The 23,264-nt window shown below is 69.6% G+C and carries 26 protein-coding genes and 1 pseudogene; 13 read left to right on the plus strand and 14 right to left on the minus strand.

Annotated elements, in window-relative coordinates; translation table 11 throughout:
- Positions 1-429 (plus strand): PP2C family protein-serine/threonine phosphatase (locus tag ACWC24_RS18260; RefSeq protein WP_450663841.1); only part of this gene is annotated, 429 nt, incomplete at its 5' end.
- A gap of 93 nt (positions 430-522) precedes the next feature.
- Here ACWC24_RS18260 and ACWC24_RS18265 read toward each other — a convergent pair.
- The 3 genes from ACWC24_RS18265 to ACWC24_RS18275 form a co-directional block, all read right to left on the minus strand.
- Positions 523-1,539, minus strand: a complete 1,017-nt coding sequence (locus tag ACWC24_RS18265; RefSeq protein ID WP_450663842.1) for a DMT family transporter — start codon at positions 1,537-1,539, stop codon at positions 523-525.
- Positions 1,536-2,132, minus strand: coding sequence for a TetR/AcrR family transcriptional regulator (locus tag ACWC24_RS18270; RefSeq protein WP_450663843.1), 597 nt, complete (start codon positions 2,130-2,132; stop codon positions 1,536-1,538). The genes ACWC24_RS18265 and ACWC24_RS18270 overlap by 4 nt, the downstream gene beginning before the upstream one ends.
- 353 nt (positions 2,133-2,485) lie before the next feature.
- Positions 2,486-3,283, minus strand: coding sequence for an SDR family NAD(P)-dependent oxidoreductase (locus tag ACWC24_RS18275; RefSeq protein WP_450663844.1), 798 nt, complete (start codon positions 3,281-3,283; stop codon positions 2,486-2,488).
- Positions 3,284-3,336: 53 nt separating this feature from the next.
- Between ACWC24_RS18275 and ACWC24_RS18280 the strand changes: the two genes are divergently transcribed.
- Positions 3,337-3,771 carry a MarR family winged helix-turn-helix transcriptional regulator gene (locus ACWC24_RS18280; protein WP_450663845.1) on the plus strand — a complete coding sequence of 145 codons (435 nt, stop codon included), beginning with the start codon at positions 3,337-3,339 and terminating at the stop codon, positions 3,769-3,771.
- Positions 3,772-3,871: 100 nt separating this feature from the next.
- Positions 3,872-4,441 carry a carboxymuconolactone decarboxylase family protein gene (locus tag ACWC24_RS18285; RefSeq protein ID WP_450663846.1) on the plus strand — a complete coding sequence of 190 codons (570 nt, stop codon included), beginning with the start codon at positions 3,872-3,874 and terminating at the stop codon, positions 4,439-4,441.
- Positions 4,442-4,621: 180 nt separating this feature from the next.
- Here ACWC24_RS18285 and ACWC24_RS18290 read toward each other — a convergent pair whose 3' ends face one another.
- Entirely contained in the window at positions 4,622-5,221 is a 600-nt protein-coding gene (locus tag ACWC24_RS18290) for a DUF6058 family natural product biosynthesis protein (protein ID WP_450663847.1), read from the minus strand.
- A 196-nt stretch (positions 5,222-5,417) separates the two neighbouring features.
- Between ACWC24_RS18290 and ACWC24_RS18295 the strand changes: the two genes are divergently transcribed.
- Entirely contained in the window at positions 5,418-5,831 is a 414-nt protein-coding gene (locus ACWC24_RS18295; protein ID WP_450663848.1) for an Imm10 family immunity protein, read from the plus strand.
- 91 nt (positions 5,832-5,922) lie between these two features.
- Complete coding sequence (locus ACWC24_RS18300; RefSeq protein WP_450663849.1) at positions 5,923-6,492, plus strand: hypothetical protein; 570 nt, start codon at positions 5,923-5,925, stop codon at positions 6,490-6,492.
- An 885-nt stretch (positions 6,493-7,377) separates the two neighbouring features.
- Here the strand turns inward: ACWC24_RS18300 and ACWC24_RS18305 are convergent.
- The 3 genes from ACWC24_RS18305 to ACWC24_RS18315 all read right to left on the minus strand — a co-directional run bounded on the left by ACWC24_RS18305 (position 7,378) and on the right by ACWC24_RS18315 (position 9,467).
- Entirely contained in the window at positions 7,378-7,821 is a 444-nt protein-coding gene (locus ACWC24_RS18305) for a VOC family protein (RefSeq protein WP_450663850.1), read from the minus strand.
- A 153-nt stretch (positions 7,822-7,974) separates the two neighbouring features.
- Positions 7,975-8,652 carry a peroxiredoxin-like family protein gene (locus ACWC24_RS18310; RefSeq protein ID WP_450663982.1) on the minus strand — a complete coding sequence of 226 codons (678 nt, stop codon included), beginning with the start codon at positions 8,650-8,652 and terminating at the stop codon, positions 7,975-7,977.
- A gap of 287 nt (positions 8,653-8,939) precedes the next feature.
- Positions 8,940-9,467, minus strand: a complete 528-nt coding sequence (locus ACWC24_RS18315; RefSeq protein WP_450663851.1) for a MarR family winged helix-turn-helix transcriptional regulator — start codon at positions 9,465-9,467, stop codon at positions 8,940-8,942.
- 94 nt (positions 9,468-9,561) lie between these two features.
- Here ACWC24_RS18315 and ACWC24_RS18320 point away from each other — a divergent pair, with 94 nt between their 5' ends.
- Positions 9,562-9,927 (plus strand): HGxxPAAW family protein, encoded by a 366-nt coding sequence (locus ACWC24_RS18320; RefSeq protein ID WP_450663852.1) that lies wholly within the window; start codon positions 9,562-9,564, stop codon positions 9,925-9,927.
- A 55-nt stretch (positions 9,928-9,982) separates the two neighbouring features.
- Here the strand turns inward: ACWC24_RS18320 and ACWC24_RS18325 are convergent, their stop codons facing one another.
- Entirely contained in the window at positions 9,983-10,744 is a 762-nt protein-coding gene (locus ACWC24_RS18325; RefSeq protein WP_450663853.1) for a DeoR/GlpR family DNA-binding transcription regulator, read from the minus strand.
- Positions 10,745-10,834: 90 nt separating this feature from the next.
- Between ACWC24_RS18325 and ACWC24_RS18330 the strand changes: the two genes are divergently transcribed.
- On the plus strand, positions 10,835-12,061 hold the full coding sequence (locus ACWC24_RS18330) for an MFS transporter (RefSeq protein WP_450663854.1): 1,227 nt from the start codon (positions 10,835-10,837) through the stop codon (positions 12,059-12,061).
- A gap of 125 nt (positions 12,062-12,186) precedes the next feature.
- Here the strand turns inward: ACWC24_RS18330 and cutA are convergent, their stop codons facing one another.
- Positions 12,187-12,519 (minus strand): divalent-cation tolerance protein CutA, encoded by a 333-nt coding sequence (cutA, locus tag ACWC24_RS18335; protein ID WP_450663855.1) that lies wholly within the window; start codon positions 12,517-12,519, stop codon positions 12,187-12,189.
- A gap of 343 nt (positions 12,520-12,862) precedes the next feature.
- On the opposite strand from cutA, the gene ACWC24_RS18340 reads away from it, so the two are divergent.
- The 6 genes from ACWC24_RS18340 to ACWC24_RS18365 all read left to right on the plus strand — a co-directional run bounded on the left by ACWC24_RS18340 (position 12,863) and on the right by ACWC24_RS18365 (position 19,522).
- On the plus strand, positions 12,863-13,501 hold the full coding sequence (locus ACWC24_RS18340) for a hypothetical protein (RefSeq protein WP_450663856.1): 639 nt from the start codon (positions 12,863-12,865) through the stop codon (positions 13,499-13,501).
- A 138-nt stretch (positions 13,502-13,639) separates the two neighbouring features.
- The gene (locus tag ACWC24_RS18345) at positions 13,640-14,239 is read left to right on the plus strand and encodes a hypothetical protein (RefSeq protein ID WP_450663857.1); all 600 of its coding nucleotides are present in this window, start codon (positions 13,640-13,642) and stop codon (positions 14,237-14,239) included.
- Positions 14,240-14,289: 50 nt separating this feature from the next.
- Positions 14,290-15,474: an MAB_1171c family putative transporter gene (locus ACWC24_RS18350; RefSeq protein WP_450663858.1), complete on the plus strand. Its 1,185-nt coding sequence runs from the start codon at positions 14,290-14,292 to the stop codon at positions 15,472-15,474.
- On the plus strand, positions 15,471-16,898 hold the full coding sequence (locus tag ACWC24_RS18355; protein WP_450663859.1) for an FAD-dependent oxidoreductase: 1,428 nt from the start codon (positions 15,471-15,473) through the stop codon (positions 16,896-16,898). The genes ACWC24_RS18350 and ACWC24_RS18355 overlap by 4 nt, the downstream gene beginning before the upstream one ends.
- Positions 16,899-16,959: 61 nt before the next feature.
- On the plus strand, positions 16,960-18,393 hold the full coding sequence (locus ACWC24_RS18360; protein ID WP_450663860.1) for an FAD-dependent oxidoreductase: 1,434 nt from the start codon (positions 16,960-16,962) through the stop codon (positions 18,391-18,393).
- A 181-nt stretch (positions 18,394-18,574) separates the two neighbouring features.
- Entirely contained in the window at positions 18,575-19,522 is a 948-nt protein-coding gene (locus ACWC24_RS18365; protein WP_450663861.1) for a 5'-nucleotidase, read from the plus strand.
- 87 nt (positions 19,523-19,609) lie between these two features.
- On the opposite strand, the gene ACWC24_RS18370 is transcribed toward ACWC24_RS18365, so the two are convergent.
- From ACWC24_RS18370 to ACWC24_RS18390, 5 genes and pseudogenes are all read right to left on the minus strand, one after another.
- Entirely contained in the window at positions 19,610-19,825 is a 216-nt protein-coding gene (locus ACWC24_RS18370; RefSeq protein WP_450663862.1) for a hypothetical protein, read from the minus strand.
- Positions 19,826-20,422: a sugar phosphate isomerase/epimerase family protein gene (locus ACWC24_RS18375; protein ID WP_450663863.1), complete on the minus strand. Its 597-nt coding sequence runs from the start codon at positions 20,420-20,422 to the stop codon at positions 19,826-19,828.
- A 391-nt stretch (positions 20,423-20,813) separates the two neighbouring features.
- A pseudogene (locus tag ACWC24_RS18380) lies at positions 20,814-21,497 on the minus strand (SDR family NAD(P)-dependent oxidoreductase); the annotation flags it as partial.
- The gene (locus ACWC24_RS18385) at positions 21,494-22,249 is read right to left on the minus strand and encodes an SDR family NAD(P)-dependent oxidoreductase (RefSeq protein ID WP_450663864.1); all 756 of its coding nucleotides are present in this window, start codon (positions 22,247-22,249) and stop codon (positions 21,494-21,496) included. The gene ACWC24_RS18385 and the pseudogene ACWC24_RS18380, both read right to left, overlap by 4 nt.
- A complete protein-coding gene (locus ACWC24_RS18390) occupies positions 22,246-23,217 on the minus strand; it encodes a fumarylacetoacetate hydrolase family protein (RefSeq protein ID WP_450663865.1) in 972 nt (323 codons plus the stop codon). The genes ACWC24_RS18385 and ACWC24_RS18390 overlap by 4 nt, the downstream gene beginning before the upstream one ends.
- Between the last annotated feature and the right edge of the window lie 47 nt (positions 23,218-23,264).

Genomic DNA, 23,264 nt, shown 5'->3' on the forward strand with positions numbered 1-23,264 from the left:
ACCTTCGCCACCGGCCAGCTGCTGCGCGTCGCCCTGGACGGCACCGGCGCCCAGCTCGTCAACGCCGGCCACCTTTGGCCCCTCCTGCTGCGCGAGGGTGCGGTCCAGGAGGTCGAGCCGGCCGTGGACCTGCCCTTCGGCGTTCTGGCGCAGGGACCGTACCGGGTGCAGGACCTCGACCTGCGCCCCGGTGACCGCCTCGTGCTCTACACCGACGGTATGCAGGAACGCCAGGCGGAGACCGTCGATCTGCCCGACGTCATCCGCAACACCGCAGCCCAGCACCCGCGCGAGGTCGTACGCATTCTGACCGCGGCGGTCACCGACGCCACCGACCGCCACCTGCCGGACGACGCCACCGTGCTGTGCCTGGACTGGCACGGCCCCCACCGCGGAGAGTGCGACGCGGAGGCCGGAGCCGACACCTGACCTGCCCGTGCGACCCACGCCCCCCGAAATTCGACGGCGCCCCCGAGGTCCACCGCCACTCGGGAGGCGCCACAGCCGAGTCGTGTCGGCTGATCACCGCCCCTGGGCGGGGTCTGCGGCCTTCACCGACCGGGCCTTCGCGGACCGGCTGCTGTCGTCGCCCGCGAGGTTCCGAGGCCGGTTGCGTGACCGGCGGGTGGACGCCGGGGTGGTGAGGACGGCGAGGCAGGTGATGACGAGCGCGATGCCCGCCCAGCCGGTGGCCGGGAGGCGTTCGCCGACGACCAGGACGGCGAGGAGCGCGGCGACGGCCGGTTCGAGCAGGGACAGGGTGGTGGCGGTGCTGGCGGGCACGTGGGCGAGGCCCCAGCCGAAGAGGACGTAGCCGACGAGCATGGGCACGAGCGCCATGTAGGCGCCCACGGCGGCGTTGGACCAGGAGGCGACCAGCGGCGCGCCCGTGAGTGCCAGAACGGGCAGGAGGAGGAGTCCGCCGATCCCGAAGACGGCGCCCATCGCCGCGCGGGAGGGGATCCGGCGCGTGATGAGCCGGTGCGCGGCCCAGGAGTAGAGGGCATACGTGGCTGCCGCCATGAGCCCGAGTCCGATGCCGAGCAGGGTGGCGCTCATGGAGGCGCGGCCGCCGGTGGCATCGGCGTGGGCGGCTTTGGCGACGCAGAGCAGGAGGGTACCGAGGAGGCCGAGGGCGGCCGCGAGCATCCAGCGGCGGGTGAGCCGGCGGCCGTCCACCACGCGCTCGATCAGGGCTGAGGCGAGCGGGGCGGTGCCGATGGAGACGACGGTGCCCACGGCGACTCCGGCCAGGTACATGGAGCTGTAGAACGCCAGCGGGTAGACGGCCACCGAGGCGGCACCCAACAGGACCGTGCCGCGCTGCTCGCGCAGACCGGCGGTGCTGTCGGCCAGCCGCGGGGCTGCGAGGAGGGCCTGAAGGAGTCCGCCCGATCCCATGGCGGCGGCGCCGATGGCCAGGGGGCCCACGGCCGGGGCGAAGGTGGCGGCCGTGCCGGTCGTGCCCCACAGCACGGAGGCGGCCAGCACGCACAGGGCTCCGACCCCCGCGGACCGGCCGGTGCCGGTGCCGGTCACAGCCGCTCCAGCAGTGCCGCGGCCATCGAGCGGGCATGCCGGACGCGCTCGCCGTCGCCCTCCAGACCGGCGCGGGCCATCGCGCCCTCCAGCAGGAACGACAGATGCTCGGCCGCCGCGCGGGCCTCGTCGGGCCGACCGGGCAGCAGCCGCTCCAAGTGGCCGGCGAGCAGACGCTCGACCTCCTCCTTGTGGGCGCGCACCACAGCCCGCCCCTCGTCGCCGGCCGGGAGCTCGGCGGCGGCGTTGAGCAGCCCGCAGCCGCGGAAGCCGTGCTCGTACGCGAACGCCGCGTGGTCCGCGTAGGCGTCGAAGACGGCCAGCACACCCTCGCGGGGGCCGTCGACGGCCTCCAGCCGGGACCGGTAGAGACCGAGCCACTCCTCGTGCCGGGCGTCCAGATAGGCCCGGACCAGGTCGGCCTTGGAGGAGAAGTTGTTGTACAGGCTCATCTTCGCGACGCCGGCCTCGGCCGTGATGGTGTCGATGCCCGTCGCCGCCACCCCGTCGGCATAGAAGCGCCGGGCCGCCGCCTCCAGAAGCCGTTCCCGGGCCGGCCGCCGCCGTCCCGTACTCACCTCGGTCCCGCTCATCACAATCCCATCTAGGTAGGTCGGTCTACCTATATTAGGGGACCGGTCGGAGCCGTGGAAAGTCGCCCACCAGTAGCCGATCCCGGCGCGCGAAGGCAGACGGCCGGAGCGGACCGTGTACGCGGCGACCGAGCTGGGCCAGAGCGAATTCGTCCGCCGGCTCGGCGAACTCATGCGCACACCCGTCGCGGAATACCCGAAGTCCACGGCCGCGGTGTCCTGGCTCGGCGCCCTCGGTCCGGACAGGACGGCAGAGGCATCGGCTGAACGGGCGGGGCATCTGGTCAGGTGCTCCCGCCGTCGCGTACGGCCGGACCCGGCGGGGGGACTCGCGGTCTGCCGCGGTGGCGCCGTCACGAGGCCCGGTCCTCGATCCAGGCCACTACGCGCGCCCGGGCATGGGCGTCGGAGGTCTGTTCGTGGGGCTGTGCGCGGTCGAACCGGTGGAAGTACGCGCCGCGTACACCGGCCAGTTCGGAGTCCAGGGCCACCCGCAGTACCGCCAGTGTCCCGTCGTCGAGTGTCGAGGCGACGGGGAGTCCTGCCTCCCTGACCAGCGGGGTGGGCATCTCCCGTGCAGGGTGGACGACGTTTACCGGAATGCCTTTCCGGGCCAGCTCGATCGTGGACATCACCAGGGCGACCTTGCTGCGGCAGTAGGCCTCGATCCCGTCGTAGTCACGCTCGTAGTTCAGATCGTCCAGGTCGAGCGGCAACTGCCCCATGCTGCCCACCTGCACGATCCGTCCCGCGGGGGTCAGTGAACCGGACAGCTCCCGGGCGATCAGATGCGGCGTGACGGCGTTGACCGCCATCCGCAACTCGACCCCCGCGGTGTTCGTCTCCCTGCGAGCGGGATCGGCCCCGCCGCCGACCGCGGCGTTGTTCACCACGAGGTCCAGCAAGCCCTCGCCGATGACGGTGCGGCACATCTCCCGGACCGCCCCGTGATCGGACAGATCGCACTCGACGACCAACGGCAGGGGCGCCCCCATCGCCCTTGCGGCCGCCACCACTTCGTGGGCTCGCGTCGCGGTGCGCACGGGCAGTACCAGCCTCCAGCCGCGTCGCGCCAGGTCCAGTGCGAGCTCGCGGCCGAGCCCGGAGGCGGCCCCTGTCAGCAAAGCAGTATGCGCAGCAGAAGTATTCACGTCTTGAAGACTATCAAGGCCTTGATATCTTTAAAGGGCTGTAGAGTGAGGGCATGGCACTGGCGGTGGGCGAACGGCTCGGGTACGACATCAAGGCCACTGAGGTCGCGTTCATGACGGCCAAGGCCGAGGCTCTGCGGCCGATGGGCCTCACGGTGGCGCAGTACGCCGTGCTGCTGGCGCTTCGTGACAACCCCGGGATCAGCGGCGCGGGCATCGCCAGGGCCTGCCTGGTCACGCCCCAGGCGTCGGCGGCCACGCTGAAGACCTTGGAAGCCAAGGGACTTGTCGTACGTGAGCTGGACGACTGGGCCCGCAACAGCCGGCCCAACCGGCTCTCCGACGAGGGGCGCCGCCTGATCGACCTCGCGGACTCCGCGGCCGGCACGGTCGAGCAGCGCATGTACGACGTGCTCGCCCCGGCCGACCGCGACGTGCTGCGACGTCTCCTCGCCCAGTGCCGTACCGCGGTCGCGGTGAACCCCTGACCGTCCGACCGAGCCGCTCGGGGGAGGTTGTCACACATGTGCGCCCGTCGGTGTCTTCATGCCGAAGCAGGCCGCCAGGCCTCTGGAAATGGAGAACACCATGACACCGCGCATCCCCAAGGCCGAGCTTCCCGCCGAGATGAAGGAGGCTCTGGTCAAGCAGCTCGGTTCCGTGCCCGAGCCCGTGGAAGTCGTCTTCAACAACCCTGCCGTCGCCATCTCCAACCTGGAGTTCTCGGCGAAGGCCGCCGCGTGGGACGCGGTCGACGAGGGTCTCAAGACGTTCGCCCACATGGCCGTGGCGGCCCAGGTCGGCTGCAGTTGGTGCCTGGACATCACCTACTTCGCCGCGCTGAACCAGAACCTCGACCTGGACAAGGCCGGCCAGGTGCCCGACTGGCGTGACTCCGACGTGTTCACCCCGCTGGAGCGCGAGGTGATGGAGTACTCCGAGGCCATGACGAACACACCGCCCACCGTCACCGACGGACTGTCGGCGAGCCTGCTCGAGCAGCTCGGATCGGCGGGCCTGGTCGAACTCACCGTGTTCATCGGCTTCGCCAACCTGTCGACCCGCGTCAACACCGCGCACGGGATCACGTCGCAGGGCTATTCCGAGGCGTGCCGGATCCCGCTGGCCGAGCGCCCTCGGACGGCGGGTGCGGCCTGACAGCGTGACCGGGGTGACGCATGACGCGTGGGCGATCCGTTCGTCGGACCGGACCGGCCGACCGCGTACTGCGGCGGGCGGCCCGTTCGCGATCGACGCCGGGCCAGGGCGGCCGGCCGTGCAACGCCCCTGGAAAGGCGGCCGGTCGGAACCCGGAGGCGGGGCGGGAGCGACTTCGGGTCACGGGCGCGGGAAGCGGGTGCGCATGGCGTCGATGCAGGTGTCCCGGGACGTCGGTCCGGCGAACCGGAGACGGTCGTAGGCGGTGAACGCCGGTTCCAGCGCGTCGAGTTCGTCGACCAGAGCGTGCAGCCGCTCACGCCACCGCCCCGAACCGGCATCCGGCTCGTGCTCGGAGGAACTGATCGCGGCCGTCAGGTAGTCCTTGCGCTGAATGGCGGCCGGGGTCACCGAATGCAGACACACGTACTGTCCGCTGAGATAGGCATCCCACTCCGCCTTCCCGGTGACCGGGTCGGCCCAGTGAGCGGTGAACCACGTCTCGAGCAGTTCTGTGCCGCCGGCGTCGTCGGCGAGGGCGAACAAGTCGGCCGGCACCATCTCGGCACCGTCGGAGCGGAGATATCCAGGAAGCGGCAGACACCGCCCCAGCATCAGTCGGCGGACCTCATCGGCATCGCGGCCATGGACTGCGCACAGTTCCTCCAGGGCGACGAACTGCGCGCTGACGTACACGTCATCCGCGTCGGTCATGGGATGGTCGCCGTTGACCTCGCGAAACCGCTTCGTAAGCTGCGTCTTCAGATCTGTCTCCGACATCTGGCTCCCTCCGGCGTCACCGGCGCGGGCATCTTCCGCGCAACGCTTCGCACGCTACCTACCGGACGGTTCGGCACCCACCGAACCATCGACGAGATCACGGCAGCACGAGGCGGGGCTGCCCTTCTCGTGGGGTGACGGGGTTTGGCGGTTGGGTCTGACCGTGTGCCGTGCGGGCCAGTGATGGAACCGGCGTATGGCATACAGGTTCAGGGCTCGCACGGTGGCTGCGGAGGCAGACGTCGATGGCGAGACGCAGGCCGGCGTAGCGGAGTACGAGGATGAGGAGGGCTTCTTCCTGTTCTTTACGTGCCCTGTCGGTGAGCCGTCTGCGCACGGCATCGCGCTCGGGCTCGATACTTACCGCGTGATGACCCCGGACCAGTGCACGGCTTACGGCTGTGTCCGTGAAGTCGCTCTGACGGACGGCCTGCTCACGGTGTCGTTCGACCCGGATCGCCTGGACGACTTGGAGCCGGAGGACGCCGGGACCGGGGCAGTGCTCGATGTGTCGGCCGAGAGCATTGATGAGACGCACGAGGTGCTTGCGAAGGTGCTGACCTTTGGACGAAAGAATGCCCGCCCTCGGCTCACGGGCTTCTCGGCCTGATCCGCTGGGCGGGTCGGCGGTAGCCGACAGGGCACGAAGTACATTGGTGCGAGGCTCCGTTGCCAGGGCCTCCAAGACAACGGGGGCTTTCATGGGCATGGACACGGCGGCCAGGGCCGAGTGGTGGGCGAGTCTGCCGACCGGGATCCGCGAGGAGATCGACGGGTACGTCCTTCAGGACTCCCTTCTCACGGCGGTGAAAACTGTCACCGCCGTCGGCCGTGTTCCTCATGGCATCGGGATCGGTATCGCCCAGTTGATCGTCAACGACCGGTACCTCCACTACGGAGACCGGATCGCCCGCAGGCCGGAGAGCCCCCTCGACCTGGAGTCGCTGGCCTGTCGGGCGGCCGGGTGCGGGGGCCGCATCGTGGCGATCGAGGCCATCTGGGACGGTGACACCATCCACGACTGGTTCGTGCTGCTGGCCATCACCGCCGATCCGGCGGGAGAGGCCGCGCTGGCCACCGTCTACTGGTCGACTGCTCGGCGATACCTCGGCGAGGAAGGGAAGCACCTGACGCGCCACCCCGCAGCGGTGGCCGCCGAGCAGGCGGGCCGCGCTCTCGCCGACCACCTCTCGGTTCCCTTCCACTTCGCCAGCCCGGACACCCCCGATGACGAGGTCCCGCGCTGGGCTGGGTCCGCTCAGGCCCGCTGACGGGCTGCGAGCGCACCCCGTCGCGCCGCGCCGGTCAAGGCTGACGTCCCCGGCCCCCCGATCGGGACTCACGTGATCCACGACTCGTGACAACGACTCACGGCGGAGGGACGGACCCGCAGGGGCCGCGGGCGGTCATCCTGCGCGTCGGTGGCCGCGAGGGCGTCGCGCAGGGAGAAGGGAAAGCCCGTGTGCGGCTATCCCCAGGCCTGGCGGCACAGGGCCGTGATGCCCGAGGAGGTGACGCCGTTCGCTCGGTGGCACAGTTGGCGCAACTCGCTGGGCCAGGGCTGCGGGCGGACGCGCGGTGCCCGCGGAGCCCGGTGGTGGGGCTTTGCCCGCGAGTGCGGTCGCGACGGGACCCCGTGCCGCGGCACGGCCGGCGCGTGCGGCACCACGCGTGTCGGCGGGGTCGTACGAGGTGTGCGTCGTGCCGGTTCCGCCGCCCGGTGTCGAGGAGCCGTTCCGGCCGTGGCCGAACGCCTCGGTCGCTGCGGACCGGTTTTCACCAGGGCGGAGCGGGGCGAGGCCTGTACCGCGGGCACGGGCTCGGGCACGGGTGTCGGTGTGGTCGCGCTGTCGGCCGCGAGCGAGGCACGTACGCCCGGGTGGCGAACGGCCGGCGCGGTGTCGGGGGTCACGGTCGTGCAGCCGGTGACACTCAGCAGTGCCAGCAGCAGGACGGTCAGCGGGCGAGGAGGCACCGGCCCACTGTGCTGCACCCAGGGCGTGGGCAGACGGCACCACGCGCTCGGTCTCACCGCAAGGAGGGGAGGGTGACGTTGTGGGTTGACGAGGCGGGCGACGACGTAGCGCGGTTCGGGAGCCGCGCCGGCCGCGTCGGTTGACGTCCTGGCCGGCCCCACTGAGGCCAACCCGAAGAGGTCAGTGGCCGATCTGTTCGGCCAGGGCGAGGATGATGCCTGAGGGGCCGCGGAGGTAACAGAGGCGGTAGATGTCCTTGTACCGCGCCACCTCGCCGAGCAGTTCGGCGCCGTGGCGGCGCAGGCGGGCGATGGTGTCGTCGATGTCGTCGACGGCGAACATGACCCGGTGCAGGCCCAGCGTGTTCGGCGGCGGGTTGTCCGATGCGTCACCGATCGCCGCGGGGGTGTGGTACTGCGCGAGCTCCAGCCTGCCGTGGCCGTCCGGGGTCCGCATCATCGCGATGTCGCTGCGGACTCCGTCGAGTCCGATGGCCTGATCCGCGAAGAGGCCCTCGATCTGTGCCCTGCCATCGACCTCCATGCCCAGTTCGATGAAGAAGGCGACAGCGGCGTCCAGGTCTTCGACGACGATGCCGACGTTGTCCATCCGCTGAAGCGTCATGACGGTTCTCCCTCTGCGTCGCGCGACCCTTTGAGGCCACCGGTATACCGAGGACGGAGCCGGCCGCCCGTTCTCGACACCCGTGAACGGGCGATCGCGTGCCCCGTCGTCGTGCCCGTCAGACGACTCCTCCGCGGAAGGCACTCTTCTGGTTCATCGCATTCCCGATGTGCCGAGGGCGTCCAGCGTCGCGATGACGTCGGCGGGTTCGGCGCGGGCGGTGTAGTCGGTGTCGACGAAGGCCCAGCGGATCACGCCGTCCGGGTCGATGACGTAGGTGGCGGGCAACGGCAGTGTGCGGGGGTGGCCGTCATCGACGCGCTGAAGGTCGAAGCCGAGCTTGTCGTAGACGGCGGCGAGGCCGTCGGAGAGGTCGAACGCGAGGCCGTACTGCTTGGCCGTACCGGAGCCGAGGTCGCTGAGGACGTCGAAGGCCAGACCGTGCTTCTCGGTGAGGGTGAGCGACTCGTCGGGAATCTGCGGGAAGACGGCGACCAGACGGGCACCGCGCGCGGCGAAGTCGGCGTGGTGCCGCTGAAGGGCACGCAGCGCGAGGTTGCAGTACGGGCACCAGGCGCCGCGATAGAAGGTGAGGACGACGGGACCCTCGGCGAGCAGGTCGTCCAGAGCCACCAGGGCGTCGGTCTCGGAGGGCAGGGCGAACCGCGGGGCGGGCTCGCCGACGGTGCGGGCGCGGCCACGGCGGCCGACCTGCCGGCCCTGCTCGCCTACGGCGTCAACCTGCGTTCCCGCGCGGGCGCCGACGCCGGTTCGCCGAGCGCGACCGTCGCTGCCGCGCTGCGATCGTTCGGCAGCCGTCCGGCCGAGCAGCCGGTCCCTTTCGGGGGCGGCCGCAGCCCGCCTTCGACGACCTCGCGGCCCGTCGGCGCTCGCTGTCCGGACCGGAGGCGCCGGCCTGGTGCGACCGGGTCCGCAACCGGCTCGTCGACGGCTTCGCGGACCGCGACCGGAGGTGGCAACCGCCGTGGTACGGGCCGCCGATGAGCGCCGTGGCCTGTCCCACCGCACGGATCATGGTGACCTGGGCCCGCGGCCAGGAGGTCACCGACGCGCTCCGCGTCACCCGCGAGCCGACCGCGCGGCCGCGACACGTCGCGTCATCCTCGGTGCGGTTCGGTTCCACCGCTTCGGGGCGGGGGCGATGCTTCCTCCCGGATCTCGTGCAGTGCCTCCTCGAACATGGTGCGGGCGCGGGTGAACCAGTCCGTCAGTACGGCGATCTCCTGCGGTTCGTAGTCACCGAAGAGGGATGCGAGCCGCTGGTAGACGGGGCCGTAGATCTCGAGGACGCGCCCTTGGGCGGTCTCCTCCATGACCACGTACACCCGTCGGCGGTCGCCCGGGTCCGCGGTGCGCCGGATGTAGCCGGCCTTCTCCAGGCGGTTCAGTACGCCGGTGACCGCTCCCGTGGTCAGCCTGGCCCGCTCCGCGAGGTCGCCCGCGACCAGTGACTCGCCCGCCATGGAGGCCTCGATGAGGAAGCCCAGACAGGTGAGGTCCGTGACGTTCAGGCCCATCCGGCGGGCGATGTCCTGCTGCCCGAACTGGGCCGTGGCGATCATCCGGTCCATGGCGTAGAGGGCCTGGTCCGCCGTTGCGGCCGGGCGCGTCTTGTGATCGCTCACGAATCCCCTTAGCATCTAAGATAATTAGCTCGCGAGGTAAGAGATTCTCGCGGCGGGTCACCCCTACCATCTTCACAGCCCCAGGAGCACGATCATGTTCATCCACGGTGACGACGACCACGACCTGGGCCACACCGTGGCCGGCTGGAGCGGTGCGGGTATCGCGGTGCTGGGATTCGGGCTCTGCGGACTGGCGATGGTGAGGGCCTCGGGGCTTCTCGCCCTCGGGGGAGTGGCGGTGCTGACCACATGGATGCTGCACCTGGCGGGCTGGGGCAAGCCGAGCGGCCCGCGCCCGGTCGCCGAGTGGGACTGGCGCGTCAGGGACCGCACCGCCCGGGGCGGTCACGCGGACTGCCTCGGCTGCCGCCTCGCCGGGCGACGGGCATCTCGCCGACAGACCGTGGACCGCCCCGACGGGGCTGTCGTGGCCCCCGTCCTGTCGGTCGATCGGGGCTGACCTCTGCCCCCTCCTGGGGGAGGGCTCCCGCGGCCCGCCCGACGGGGCGGGCCGGTCAGGCGATCTTCACGACGGTGCCGGCGTCTTCGAGTGCGGCGACCTCGTCGGCGGGTGCGGTGGTGTCGGTGACGACTGTGTGCAGGAGCGTGGAAGGGCCGACATGGGCGAAGGCGGTGTGGCCGAATTTGCTGCCGTCGGTGGCGAGGAGGACGCGGCGCGCTGAGGTCATGGCCGCCCGTTTCACCGCGGCGTCGTCGAGGTCGTAGGCGGTCAGGCCGTCGGCCGCGCTCAGCCCGCAGCAGCCGATGACGGCGGTGTCGAAGCGCAGGGCCGCCAGGGAGGCGAGGGTGAGGGGGCCGGTGAGGGCTCCCTCGGCGGCGCGGGGCTGTCCGCCGGGCACGACCAGCGTGGCCGGGCCGGGTGCCGTGCCGAACAGGTGGATGGCCTGGAGGGACAGGGGCATCACGGTCACCGGGCGGTCGCGCAGGAGGCGGGCGACCTCCAGACAGGTGGTGCCGCTGTCCAGCAGGACGCTCTCGCCGTCGGCGACGAGCGCGCAGACCTCGGCGGCGATCCGGCGCTTGGCGTCGACCGATTCGTTGGTGCGCAACGCGAAAGGAGGCTCCTCGCCCCTGAGCAGCAGGGTGCGGGCCCCGCCCCGGACGCGTTCGAGGACGCCCTGGGCGGCCAGGGCGTCGAGGTCGCGCCGGATGGTCATCTCCGAGGCGCCGGTCAGTTCCGCGAGCTCTTGGACCGTGATGGCGCCGGAGTCCCTGACGGCCTTCGCGATCAGCCCGTGCCGCTCTGCGTTGCTCATGCACGGATTGAACACCACCACATAATGAACATGCAATGCGTTCAATGATCGGCCTTTCGAACATCGGAAATGTTCGTTACGGTGAGCGGTATGGAACGTTCGCTTCGAGCCGCCCGCGTGGCGACCTATGTCTACTTTGTCCTGTGCGGCACCCTGATGGGTGCCTGGGTGGTGCACATTCCCGCCGTCGAGGAGCGCGTGGGCGTCAGCCACGCGGCACTGGGCGGCCTGCTGGTCCTGCTCGGGCTCGGGGCCTTCGCCGGGATGCAGGTGGCCGGCCCCCTGGCCGACCGCTTCGGCGCGCGCGTCGTGGTCCCGGCCGGCGGCGTGCTGTGCGGCGCGACCCTGATCCTGCCCGGCCTCGCCCGGGATCCCTGGACGCTGGCGGGAGCCCTGTTCGTCTTCGGGTTCTGCAACGGCTGCCTGGACGTGAGCATGAACGCCCACGCCGTGCACGTGGAGAAGGCCTACGGACGGTCCGTCATGTCCGGCTTCCACGCCACGTTCTCCGTCGGCGGCGTCATCGCCGCGCTCGTCGCGGCCGGTGCCGCGAGCGCCGGCCTGACCCCGGTCGCGAGCATGGCCGCCACGGGAGCCGCAGGCGTCGTCGTCGCCCTGGCGTCGGTCCGCGCGCTCCTGCCGACCGCCCCCGCCCCCGCCCCCGACGCCGAGGGCGCCGGCTCCGACTCCCTCGAGGAGGCCGGGACATCACCGACCCTCACGCCCGCCAGCGCCAAGGGGCGCATCTGGCTGCTCGCGGTCCTGGCGCTGATGGTCATGCTGTGCGAGGGCGCCGCGAACGACTGGAGCGCTCTGCATCTGAAGGACGTTCTCGGCGCACCCGCCGGAACGGCCGCTTTCGCCTACGGCACCTTCGCGGCGGCCATGACCATCGGCCGGCTGCTCGCGGACCGTCTCGTCGCCCGGTTCGGTTCCATGGCGATCCTGCGTCACGGAGCGGCGATGGCCGCCGTCGGCATCACGCTCGTGGCTCTCGGCCCGTGGATGTGGGCCGCGTTCATCGGCTGGGCGCTGTTCGGCCTGGGCCTGTCCGGCACGGTCCCGCAACTGTTCAGCGCGGCCGGTCACGCCGACCCCGCTGCCGCCGGGGCCAACGTCTCCCGCGTCGCCGGGCTCGGCTACGTCGGCATGCTCGCCGGTCCCGCCGTCATCGGCTGGCTCACCCACCTCGTCGCCCTCGACCACGCGTTCGTCCTGCTGACCCTGCTGTGCGTCACCACCGCCGCGGCCGCCGGGATCCTGCGCACCGGATCCGACCGCACGCCCCAGAACGAGATGGCCACCGCCGACCGCTGACCGCCGATCGCTGACCGTCGGCGCGGCACGGGCCTGACCCCGTGCCGCGCCGGCCGCCGTCTCGTCGGCTGCCGGGGTCGGGCGCGAACTCGCCCGACGACTACGGAAGTTCGCGGCGCGAGGTGCTAGCCGACGGGTCGAGGCGTGCTCTCCTCGGCCACCCAGGCCAGGTAGGCCGCCGAGCCCCCCGTCACCGGGACGGTGATCCACTCGGGCACCTCGTAGCCGTGCTGCTCGGACACCCACGCCTCCAGCTCCGGAAGCCGCTCGGTGGTCGTCTTGTACGAGATCCGCCACTCCTGTGCAGTCTGGATCGCGTTGTCCCACCGGTACACCGCGGTGAACGGTTGGTCGATGTGCGCGCAGGCGGCCAACCGGCCTTCGACAGCGCCACGCGCGAGAGCCTCCGCCTGCTGCGCGTCGTCGACGGTCGTCTGCGCAATCACGATGTCGGTCATGAAGCTGCTCTCCCAGGGTTGCCGAATTGCGACCCTATCCAGCGGCCCGGGCGCGATGACGGAAATCGTCGCGCTTCCTGATGAGGGCCGTCCCTGCGCCGAACGGTGGTGCGCCGACTGCGCTTGATGCCGTCGGTGCGCAGCGGGTAGAGGCCGTACGGAGCAGCGGCACTGGTGATCGCGATCTTGACGGGGAGTTCGGCCATGGCGTCGGCTGCGATCCGGAGGCTCCGCTCAGCCTTGTCAATGATTGTTTTTCAGCCAGTCAACAATCGTTTGGAGTTGGGGGGCAGAGGTCGTACAGTGCCCGGGAGGCGCTGCATCCGATCCAGACTCCGGGGGTATGTCGGTGGACCCTGTCCCGTCGCTGCCCGAGACGCTGGAGCGTCTTGAAGCGCTCCTCCGGGAACAGGATCTGAAGCAGTCGGATCTGTTCGGCCTCAAGGAGCTCTCGGCCAAGACGGCTCTGCCCGAACACACCGTCCGCACTCTGTTGCGAGACGGTGCCATCCCGGCCGACAGCGTGAACGACCGGGTCCGGGCGCGTATCAAGGCCCTTTCGGACGCGCACTTGGCGCGCACCGGCCAGCGCATGTCGGATCTTGCCGGCAATATCTCCCGAGAATTGGGAATCTCGGGCGTATGGGCGCGCCTGATCTGTTCGGGCGAGAAGATGCCCAGCGTCGAACTCCTGCACGGCCTGGTCGACTTCTTCCGGGTGGAGGGAGGAGAGGCCTTCTTCACGGCTCCGGCACCCGAGGCCCTGAACCGTGCGCTCCTGCCGATCCTCGCCGCGCACCGACCGAAGTCGGAAGCCGGAGAACCCACGAGTCGCCTCCTGGCCCCTCCGTGGTCGCGGGAGAACGACATCCGCGGCATCGCCCTTCGGCAGGCGCTGGATCTGCCACAGGAGCGGTGGAATGTTCTTGATGCAACCCTGAAGGCTCTGCTGGAGATCGACGACAATGCGGGTGGTCAATGAGTGGGGACTGTCGCCGCTACGACAACACAGCGCTCCATGCGCTCAGCCGGTGGGTCAATTCCGGAGCGACGCCGAACGTTCCGTCGGGGCTCGGCGAGATCACCAAGGGGATATTTTGACGTGACTACATTACGAGATATGCGACGTCTCAGCAATCAGTTAGTTCACGCCTTCAATCCACCTGCGCGCGACGAAGACCTCATCCCTGAAATCGGAGCGGCACTTAATTGCGTGCGAGGACGCCCTGTCCGACTGCACGCGTTCCCCTTCCCGCCCGATGTGGCCAATGGGTTATGGATCGATCGTCAAGACCATGACGTCATCGCCTACGAAAAGCGTGCCGATCTCGAACATCAGATCGTGATTATCGGCCATGAAATATGGCACATGTTCCAGGGCCATTGCATTTCTCTCACCTCCCACGGACCCACTGCGGCGCGAGCCAAGGAAGAGGGTTCGTCCCGTGCGCGGCAGTTGGTGGCAGAGATCTGTGAGGATATCGATCAGGCGGTGAATTCAGGGCATACTGTGGATCCGGTCGAGCACTTGCGGGCCAGCATGCAGTTTGCCCTGCGTGCCGACAGTGCCGCGGCCCACCGGGAGGAGGAGGCCGACCGGTTCGGCGTTCGGTTCGCCACGGCTTTACAAGCCCACCGCGAGGAAGTCCAGTCACTGGTCGGCCTGGAAGACACCTTCGCTGGGCGTATCCGCCTCACCATGGCTCATCGCTTCCGCTGACCTACATACGATGCTGCCCCGAGGCGGCAGTCCCAGGAGAGTCGCTGTCTGTGAGCCACGGCCCCAACAACACTGCCTTCTTCATTTGTGGAACGCTCCTTCTGTTGATCTGTCTCCTTAAATTACCGGCCCTCGTCCGCCGGCGTCATGACATGCTCCTGCGTGCAGTCGTCATGCTGCTCTTCGCTGCCGCAGGGGTCTTCTACCTTGCCGCGCCGGATTCTCTTGCCGAGATCAACCGGATCACTGGGGTCGCCAACTTTGCCGCACCTGTGGTGTACTCCGTCATCATTGCAAATGCCGGTGCAAGTCTTCTGCTGATCATCAACTGGCGGCCGGCGCCACCTGACCGGACACGGCGTGCTTCACGTATATGCATCACTGCCTACGGTCTGGTCATCGTCGCCATATTCGCACTGTTCTGTGCGGGCGATGCCCCAGTGGAACAGCTCACCTTATTCGATGGGTACTACGCCGGCACGCCATATATTCGTGAAATGATCCTGACCTACTTGGTCGCCCAGGGCGTCGCGACGATGACGACAAGCGTGCTGTGCTGGCGTTGGTCGACCAAAGTGGAAGGATCCCTTCGGATCGGTCTGCGTATCCTGGCGCCCGCCTATCTCCTTCATGTGTGCTACGACATCGTCAAACTGATTGCCATTTTCGCCCACTGGGCGGGTCGCAACCTTGATTTCCTGATCGACCAGGTGGCCCCTCAGTTCGCAGCTCCATCCGCGCTTCTCGCCGTCGTCGGATTCTCCCTCCCGCTGGCAGAGCCGCGCGTCACGCAAGCAGTCCGGGCCCTTCGGCAGTTGCACGAACTTGCACCGCTGTGGCGCGAGCTGAAAGACGTACCGGCACCAGGAGCCATTCCCGCTTCATTGTCATGGTGGTCCTTTCCTGCCGTACGCCTGACCGGGCGGAAGACGGCAATCAAGGACGCACTGCTTGCACTGACGCCTTACCTCGACAGGTCCATTCGAGAGGAGGCGTATCAGACCGCCGTCCAAGCTGGCGAGAATGAGTGCTTCGCGGCCACAGCGGCGGATGCAGCCATGATCGTCGTCGCCAGTAGGCGGCAAAATCGGACGACTCTCACAGTCGATGACTCTGCGGACACTCCGCCGTGGCGTTCTCAAGACCTCATTCCCTTGTCTCGTGCCCTCACGTCGCCCGTCGTCGCAAGATTTGGGCAGATCCACGGTGCCCCTACCGAAAGCAGCTCGCTATGAGTGAACGTTCACGTCACAGTGGATTCCGTGCTGTCGTCATCGGCGGCAGTCTCGCCGGCATGCTGGCCGCAGCGGCGCTCACGAACCATGTCGACACCGTCGAGATCATCGAAGCCCACGACCTCCCTGCCGGAGCCGAACCACGACGCGGCGTCCCGCAGGCTGCGCACTTCCACATTCTGCTCTCCGGCGGAGCCGACGCCGTCGAACAGCTTCTGCCGGGCACCGTGGCCCAGTTGCTGGCCTCTGGTGCGAATCGCGTGCCCATGAACACCAACATGCTGCTGCATTCTCCAGAAGGCTGGTACCGCCGCTGGAAGACCGATACGCAGTACCTGATCGCCGCAAGCCGGGACCTGACCGATGCCGTGGTACGCCGGCAAGTTCTCAGCGACGATCGGATCAAGGTTCGCACCGGCACCAGGGCCATAGGGCTGACCGGAGATCACCGGACCGTCACCGGCATACGTGTCCGCGAATCCGGCGGCTTGGAAACGGAGCTCGCGGCAGATCTCGTCATCGATGCCTCCGGCAGGGGAACGCACGCACCGACTTGGCTCACCGAACTGGGCATCACCGAGCCGACAGAGGAACGAATCGACGCCGGCCTCGTCTACGCCAGCCGCATCTACCGCGCACCCGTTCCGACCGAGCACTGGCCACTGATCAACGTCCAGGCCGACCCGCGCCGGCCCGGCCCGAGCCGAGCGGGCGGGATCGTCCCGATCGAGGACGGGCGCTGGCACGTAAGCCTGATGGGGACGCCCGGCGCACACCCGACCCGCGACCCGGATGCCTTCGAGGCCTTCGCCCGCACGCTGCGCAGCCCCATCGTGGCTGACCTCCTGGCCGATGCCGAGCCACTCACCGACATCACCGTCACGCACAGCACCGTCAACCGGCGCTACTACTACGAACGCCTCAAGACTTGGCCCGAGGGGTTCATCGCGATGGGCGATGCCCTCGCCTCGTTCAACCCCGTCTACGGACACGGCATGTCCGTGGCGGCCCTGGGCGCTGCGGCACTGCGGACAGAACTGGCCGCCACGGGAATCACCGACGGCCTGGCGCGTCGAGCGCAGTGCGCCATCGCTCAGCCGGTACAACTCGCGTGGAGCCTCGCGGTGGGGCAGGACATCCACTACTCGACAGTCGAAGGCCAACGCGCAGGGCTGGCCGACAGACTCCTCCACCGCTACGTCAGCCGTCTCTCGCACACGGCAACTGGCACCTACCATGTCGCGGCCGCCATGACGGACGTCCTGACCTTGAAGTCCTCCCCATTCTCGTTGATGCGGCCCACTGTTCTGCTGGCGGCGATGAGAGGGCCGCTGCGGCCCCCGCTCAAAGGTCCGACATTCACTGCCCGAGAGCGCTGTCTTCTGCAAGAAGCAGGCATATCACTCACGGAGGAGCCCAAGTAGTGGCACTCCCAGCAGAGCGAAGGCGACCGGCCACTCGTACCCCAGCAGAAAGCAGCCCGACATGCATGAATCTCCGCGCCAGAGCCTTAACCGTGTTCTCGTCATCGGGGGCAGCATCGCCGGCATGCTCGCTGCGGCCGCCGTCAAAGACCACGCCGACTCTGTGGAAATCATAGAAGCCCACGAACTGCCCCAAGGGCCCGCACCACGCATCGGCGTACCCCAAGCCGCCCACATCCACTTCCTGCATGCCGGCGGCGCACAGGCCGTCGAAAGCCTCCTGCCCGGCACCATCGACCAGTTACTGGCCGCGGGCGCCAACCGCATACCGATGACGACCGACATGGTCGTCTACTCGCCGGAGGGCTGGTACCGCCGCTGGCAGCGCCCCACCCACTTCATGATCTCCGCGAGCCGGGACCTGACCGACGCCGTCGTCAGAGCGCAGGTCCTCAAGGACCCCCGAGTCAGCGTACGCACGAACACCAAGGTCGTCGCCCTGCTCGGAGACCGTCGCAAGGTCACCGGCGTGCGGGCGCAGGGCGCCGACGACCATGAGACAACACTGCACGCAGACCTCGTCATCGACGCCTCCGGCCGTTCCACCCGTACGCCCCGATGGCTCACGCAACTGGGCATCACGAACCTCGTGGAAAAGCGCGTCGACTCGGGACTCGTCTACGCAAGCCGCGTCTACCGCGCTCCCGTACCCACCCGCGACTGGCCCATGGTCGGTGTACAGGCCGACCCACGACTTCCCCGGCCCGGCAACTCCGGCGGCCTCCTGCCGATCGAAGGCGACCGCTGGCACATCAGCCTGATGGGCGCTCCCGGCGCACAACCCACGCGTGACGCGGACGCCTTCGAAGCCTTCGCCCGCACCCTGCGGCATCCCGTCCTGGCCGACCTCATCGCACTCGCCGAACCGCTCACCGACGTCAGCGTCACCCACAGCACTGCCAACCGGCGCCACTTCTACGAGCGGCTCACCTCATGGCCGGAAGGACTGGTGGCGCTGGGGGACTCCGTCGCGTCCTTCAATCCCGTCTACGCCCAGGGCATCTCGGTGACCGCACAGGGCGCCCTCGCCCTGCGGACCGAGCTCGCGCACGGCCCGACCCCCGGTCTGGCCCGCCACGCCCAGCGCCTGATCGCACACCCCGTGGACACGGCGTGGAGCCTGGCCGTGGGGCAGGACATCCACTTCCCCACCACGACGGGCGCACGCCCGAACATGGCAGATCGCCTCCTGCACCGCTACGTCAGCCGTCTGTCCCGCACCGCGACCGGCTCCTTCCACGCGGCCACGGCGCTGACCGACGTGCTGTCCCTCCAAGCCTCACCGGCCTCCCTCGTGACGCCTCGTGTGCTGCTCACAGCCTTGACCGGCCCCCTGCGTCCACCGTTGCAGGGACCACCCTTCACTCCGGCGGAGCGCAGACTCCTGGAAGGGCTGCAGACCGCGGCTGTGACTTCCGAGCAGCAGGGCCAGTAGGACTCCGTCAGGTCCGACTGGCGACAGACAGCGACGGCTCAGTGCCGAGCCTGGCCGCGGGCACGCGTTCGGGTCGTACGTCAGCAGGACATATATCCAGCCAAGGAGGAATCCGACGCCGGCGGCCCGGCTCGATGGGATGGTCGGGACGTGAGTGCGCGTTCGTGTCAGGAGGGACGCCATGGCCGTCTACGAGCTGAAGAACCGTCTGGTCGTCGGCATCGCGTCCAGCGCGCTGTTCGACCTGGCGGAGGCGGACGCCGTCTTTCGTGATCAGGGAGAGGATGCCTACCGCGCCTACCAGGAGGCGCACTTGGAAGACACGCTGGACAAGGGGGTCGCCTTCCCCTTCATCCGCAGGCTGCTGTCCCTGAACGACCTCTCACCCGACGACCCTCTCGTCGAGGCCATCATCCTGTCCCGCAACGATCCCGACACCGGGCTGCGGGTCATGCGGTCCATCCAGTCCTACGGCCTGCCGATCAGCCGGGCCGTCTTCATGCAGGGCCGCTCGCCCTATCGCTTCATGCCCGCCCTGAACATGTCCCTGTTCCTGTCCGCGAACGAGGACGACGTCCGCGAGGCCGTCGCGCTCGGACTGCCCGCCGGCCGCGTGCTCGGCCCGGGAGTGGCCGACGAGGGTGACGATCAGGATCTGCGGATCGCCTTCGACTTCGACGGAGTCCTGGCCGACGACGCCTCGGAACAGGTCTACCAGTCCGGCGGCATCGAGGACTTCCGGTTCCATGAGACGGCGAACGCCGCCACCCCGCACGACCCGGGACCCCTGCGGGACTTCCTCGCAGGCGTCAACCGGCTCCAGCGGCGTGAAGAAGAACAGAGAGCAGCGGACGCCGACTACAAGATGCGGGTCCATGTCTCCCTCGTCACCGCCCGTGACGCACCCGCCCACGAGCGCCCGGTGCGCAGCCTGAAGAACTGGGGTGTGACCGTCAACGACGCCTTCTTCCTCGGCGGCATAGACAAGAGCACGATCATGGAGGTCCTCAGACCCCACATCTTCTTCGACGACCAGGTCGGCCACCTGACGGGTACCGCCCGCAGCACGCCCAGCGTGCACGTCCCCTTCGGGAAGATGAACGAACCGGACCGCTCGCCAGGCGCCTGAGGAAGCGCGGCCATGAGGTGCCGGACGCAGTGGCCCGGGGAGACCGGTCAGGTCGCTCCCCGGGCCTGCGGTGCGTGGGCGATGGGCTCAGAGTCCCAGGCCGCGCAGCAGGGCGTGCTGGCGTCGTACCTGGTCGCGGCCTCGGTAGGGTTCGCGGCGGCCCTCGTACTCGCTGGAGAGCCAGCCGGTCCAGCCCGCGCGGTGGAGCGTGGGGACGATCTCCTGCCAGGGCACGTGCAGGTCGTTCAGCCGGTCGTCGATCTCGAAGAACTTCGCCTGGACGAAGTGGACGTGCGGGAGCACCTAGAGGAGGTCGGACATGGGTACGGCCAGCGGCTCCAGGAAGGGCGGACGCTTCTTGCCCTCGAAGCCTTCGTGGCCGTCGTCGACGGGGGCCGTCTGGAAGATGCCCGTGTCGATGAGGAGCTTGAAGTGGTCGCTGCCGGTGCGCTCGATGAAGTCGACGTAGCTCTGCGTCACGGGGTGCTTGACGGGTGTGGGGCTGTGGATCTCCGGGCAGACGACGACGTCGAGTTCCGCCGCCAGGTCCAGGACCTGCTCGACGGCGGGCTGCCAGATCGGGTGCGGGTCCAGCTCCGGGGAGATCACCCCGAACTTCGGGCGGATCGAGGTGAAGCCGAGTTCCTCGGCCAGGCGCAGGTCCGTCTCCAGCTGCGCACGGCCCTCTTCCACGCTGAGGTCGCGGTCGTGCCACATGGCGCTGTCGACCCATGCGCCGTAGTTCGTCGGGGTGAGGCCGTACCGGTCGAGGAGCTTGTGCCGGGTGTCGATCCACGACGCGTCGGGGCGCGGGTGGCCGGGGACGTTGCCTTCGCCGAGGATCTCGATGCCGGTCGCGCCGAGGTCGGCGATGTCGGCCATGGCGTCCTCGAGGGACATCGAGGTGTGGATGTCGCCCGAGTAGCTGTAGAGGGAGACGCCGTACTTGATTCCGGGGGTGGCCGTGCCGGGGACGATCGTGCCGGTCGCCGTGGCGCGGAAGGCAGATGCGCGGCGCCGCGGCCATGGGCTTCTCCGTGGTCCGTGTCGGTGCGGCCTGCCGGGCGTCCGTATCGCCTACGACCTCACCGAGCGCGAGGAGGCGGAACTGGACACCGCGCGATCGGTGGCCATCCGTACCGCGGCACTCCTCGGCGACTTCCTGCCGGGCATGCCGCGCGTGATGCCGACGGGCAGCTCCCTGCACTACATGGGCACCTTCCGGATGGGAGCCGTCGACGACGAGGTCGGCCCCCGTGATGCAGGCGGCTTCGTCGGAGGCGAGGAAGACGGCGGCGTTGACGACGTCGTCGGGGCGTCCGACGCGGCCGAGCGGGATGTGGCGGGCGATGGCGCGCATCGGGTGGTCGTCGGAGAGGAGATCGGTGCGGGAGCCGGCGGTGTCGACCAGGCCGGGGCTGACGCAGTTGGCGCGGATGCCGTGCGGGGCGCCCTCGGCGGCGAGCTGGCGGGTCAGCGCGATGACGGCGCCCTTGGAGGCGGAGTGCGCGGTCCGCTGGCCGGTGAGTGAGCCGGTGAGTCCCGCGGTGGAGCCGACGGTGAGAACGCAGCCGCGGCTGCGCCGCAGATGCGGCCAGGCGGACCGTACGGTCAGCCACACCGAGTCCAGTTCGGCCCGCATGGTGAAGGCGAAGTCCTGGTAGGGCCGGCTGTCGACCGGTCCGAAGCGGACGGCGCCCGCGTCGGCGTAGACGATGTCGATGCCGCCGAAGGCGTCCACGGCCTCTTCGACCCAGGAGGCGACTGACTGCTCGTCGGTGACGTCCAGGGGGCCGGGGGTCAGCGCGGTCCCGCCGTCGCGGGCGATGAGGCGCTGCGTGTCGAGTGCCTGCTCGTGCAGCAGGTCGCCGCCCACGACGAGCGCGCCCTCGGCCGCGAAACGCAGTGCCGCGGCCCGCCCCTGGCCGCGGGCGGTCCCGGAGATCAAGGCCACCTTGCCCTCGAGCCGCTTCATGCGCCGGCCTCCCCGAGGAGCGCGTCCGACACGGACTTCACGCCGCCGTGCGCGGTCAGGCCGCCGTCGACGGGGATCTCCGCGCCGGTGATGAAGGACGATTCGTTCGACAGGAGGAAGACGACCAGCGGGGCCACCTCGGCCGCGGTGCCCGTGCGCCCGAGCGGGGTCTCGCGGATGTTGGCGTCGCGGAAGGCCGGTGCGGCGGAGGCGGTCATCTCCGTCTCGATGTAGCCGGGATGGACCGTGTTGACGCGGATGCCGCGCGGGCCGAGTTCCGTGGCCGCGGTCTTCGACAGGCCGCGCAGGGCCCACTTGCTGGTCGTGTAGGCGACCGGGTAGTGAGCGGTGAGGGCCGCCGAGGAGCCGACGTTCACGATGGACGCGCCGGGCGGCATGAGCGGGGCGAGGTGCTGGATGCCCAGCAGCGGTCCGGTCACGTTGACCGCGTGGACCCGTGCCAGGTCCTCCGGGCGCACGTCGCCGATGCGGGCGCGCCAGGTGATGCCCGCGTTGTTCACCAGGCCGTGCACCTGCCCGTACGTCTCCTGGAGTTCGGCGGCCAGTTCGGCCCAGTCCTGCTCGCTGGTGACGTCGAGGCGACGGCAGCCCTCGGTGGACGTGACGTCGGCGGCGATGACGCGGGCTCCCTCCCGCACCAGCGCCTCGGCCTCGGCGGCGCCCTGGCCGCGGGCGGCTCCGGTGACCACGACGACCTTGCCGAGCAGCCGCTTGGGGTGCAGGCCGCTCACGGCCGCTCCCGGGAGCGGCGCCGGCCGGCGGGGAGGGCCACCGGGTCGGTGCCGGGGACGACGGTGTTGGTCACGGTGCCGATGCCCTCGACCGTGAGCGTGACCGTGTCGCCGGGCCCGAGCGGCGGCGGGGTCCGTTCTCCGCGTACGCCCCACAGTTCGGCGAGGCAGCCGCCGTTGCCGCAGGTGCCGGAGCCGAGCACGTCGCCCGGGACGATCCGGGTGCCGCGGGAGGCGTAGGCGACCATCTCCTCGAACGTCCAGCTCATGTTGGACAGCAGATCCCGGCCGACGACCTCGCCGTTGACCTCGGCGGTGAGGGCCAGCCTCAGGAAGCCGTCCTCGTCCCGGTACTGGTCGAGCTCGTCGGCGGTGACCAGGTACGGGCCGAGGGTGGTGGCGGTGTCCTTGCCCTTGCACGGGCCGAGTCCCACCTTCATCTCGGCGGACTGGAGATCCCGTGCGGACCAGTCGTTGAAGACCGTGTAGCCGATGATGTGGTCGCGCGCCCGGTCGGGCGTGAGGTCACGGCCCTCGCGGCCGATGACCGCGGCGACCTCCAGCTCGAAGTCCAGGACGGCGGAGCCCGGCGCCATCGGGATGTCGTCGCCCGAGGCGTAGATCGCGTGCGGGTTGGTGAAGTAGAAGGTGGGCGCCGCGTACCACTGTTCGGGCACCCCGGCAGTGCCCTCCACCGCGCGGCGTACGCCCTCGACGTGTTCCTCGAACGTGACGAAGTCCCGCACGGAGGCGGGCCGGAGCGGTGGCAGGAGGCGCACCTGGGAGACGTGCGGGCCCGCCGGGACGTCGAGGGTGGCGGCGCCGAGTTCGAGGAGTGCCGAAAGGCCGCCCCCGGCGTCGATGATCCCGGTCAGCGACCGGACGCCGGGCACGGGATACAGCACGCCGTCGTCGGCGACGACGGCGACGCGGGTCTGACGCTGGTGTTCGTAGGCGACGAAGCGCATGAGCAGCTCCTGGCTGGGGCTGGGCCCGGGGCGCCGCGCCGTGCGCC

The organism is Streptomyces sp. NPDC001443, from assembly GCF_053597355.1.

Bases quoted from the DNA above. Each gene is read 5' to 3' on its own strand.
- ACWC24_RS18270 (WP_450663843.1), bottom strand. From the start codon at position 2,132: ATGAGCGGGACCGAGGTGAGTACGGGACGGCGGCGGCCGGCCCGGGAA.
- ACWC24_RS18280 (WP_450663845.1), top strand. From the start codon at position 3,337: ATGGCACTGGCGGTGGGCGAACGGCTCGGGTACGACATCAAGGCCACT.
- ACWC24_RS18285 (WP_450663846.1), top strand. From the start codon at position 3,872: ATGACACCGCGCATCCCCAAGGCCGAGCTTCCCGCCGAGATGAAGGAG.
- ACWC24_RS18290 (WP_450663847.1), bottom strand. From the start codon at position 5,221: ATGTCGGAGACAGATCTGAAGACGCAGCTTACGAAGCGGTTTCGCGAG.
- ACWC24_RS18295 (WP_450663848.1), top strand. From the start codon at position 5,418: ATGGCATACAGGTTCAGGGCTCGCACGGTGGCTGCGGAGGCAGACGTC.
- ACWC24_RS18300 (WP_450663849.1), top strand. From the start codon at position 5,923: ATGGGCATGGACACGGCGGCCAGGGCCGAGTGGTGGGCGAGTCTGCCG.
- ACWC24_RS18305 (WP_450663850.1), bottom strand. From the start codon at position 7,821: ATGACGCTTCAGCGGATGGACAACGTCGGCATCGTCGTCGAAGACCTG.
- ACWC24_RS18320 (WP_450663852.1), top strand. From the start codon at position 9,562: ATGTTCATCCACGGTGACGACGACCACGACCTGGGCCACACCGTGGCC.
- ACWC24_RS18325 (WP_450663853.1), bottom strand. From the start codon at position 10,744: ATGAGCAACGCAGAGCGGCACGGGCTGATCGCGAAGGCCGTCAGGGAC.
- ACWC24_RS18330 (WP_450663854.1), top strand. From the start codon at position 10,835: ATGGAACGTTCGCTTCGAGCCGCCCGCGTGGCGACCTATGTCTACTTT.
- cutA (WP_450663855.1), bottom strand. From the start codon at position 12,519: ATGACCGACATCGTGATTGCGCAGACGACCGTCGACGACGCGCAGCAG.
- ACWC24_RS18340 (WP_450663856.1), top strand. From the start codon at position 12,863: ATGTCGGTGGACCCTGTCCCGTCGCTGCCCGAGACGCTGGAGCGTCTT.
- ACWC24_RS18345 (WP_450663857.1), top strand. From the start codon at position 13,640: ATGCGACGTCTCAGCAATCAGTTAGTTCACGCCTTCAATCCACCTGCG.
- ACWC24_RS18355 (WP_450663859.1), top strand. From the start codon at position 15,471: ATGAGTGAACGTTCACGTCACAGTGGATTCCGTGCTGTCGTCATCGGC.
- ACWC24_RS18360 (WP_450663860.1), top strand. From the start codon at position 16,960: ATGCATGAATCTCCGCGCCAGAGCCTTAACCGTGTTCTCGTCATCGGG.
- ACWC24_RS18365 (WP_450663861.1), top strand. From the start codon at position 18,575: ATGGCCGTCTACGAGCTGAAGAACCGTCTGGTCGTCGGCATCGCGTCC.
- ACWC24_RS18375 (WP_450663863.1), bottom strand. From the start codon at position 20,422: ATGTCCCTCGAGGACGCCATGGCCGACATCGCCGACCTCGGCGCGACC.
- ACWC24_RS18390 (WP_450663865.1), bottom strand. From the start codon at position 23,217: ATGCGCTTCGTCGCCTACGAACACCAGCGTCAGACCCGCGTCGCCGTC.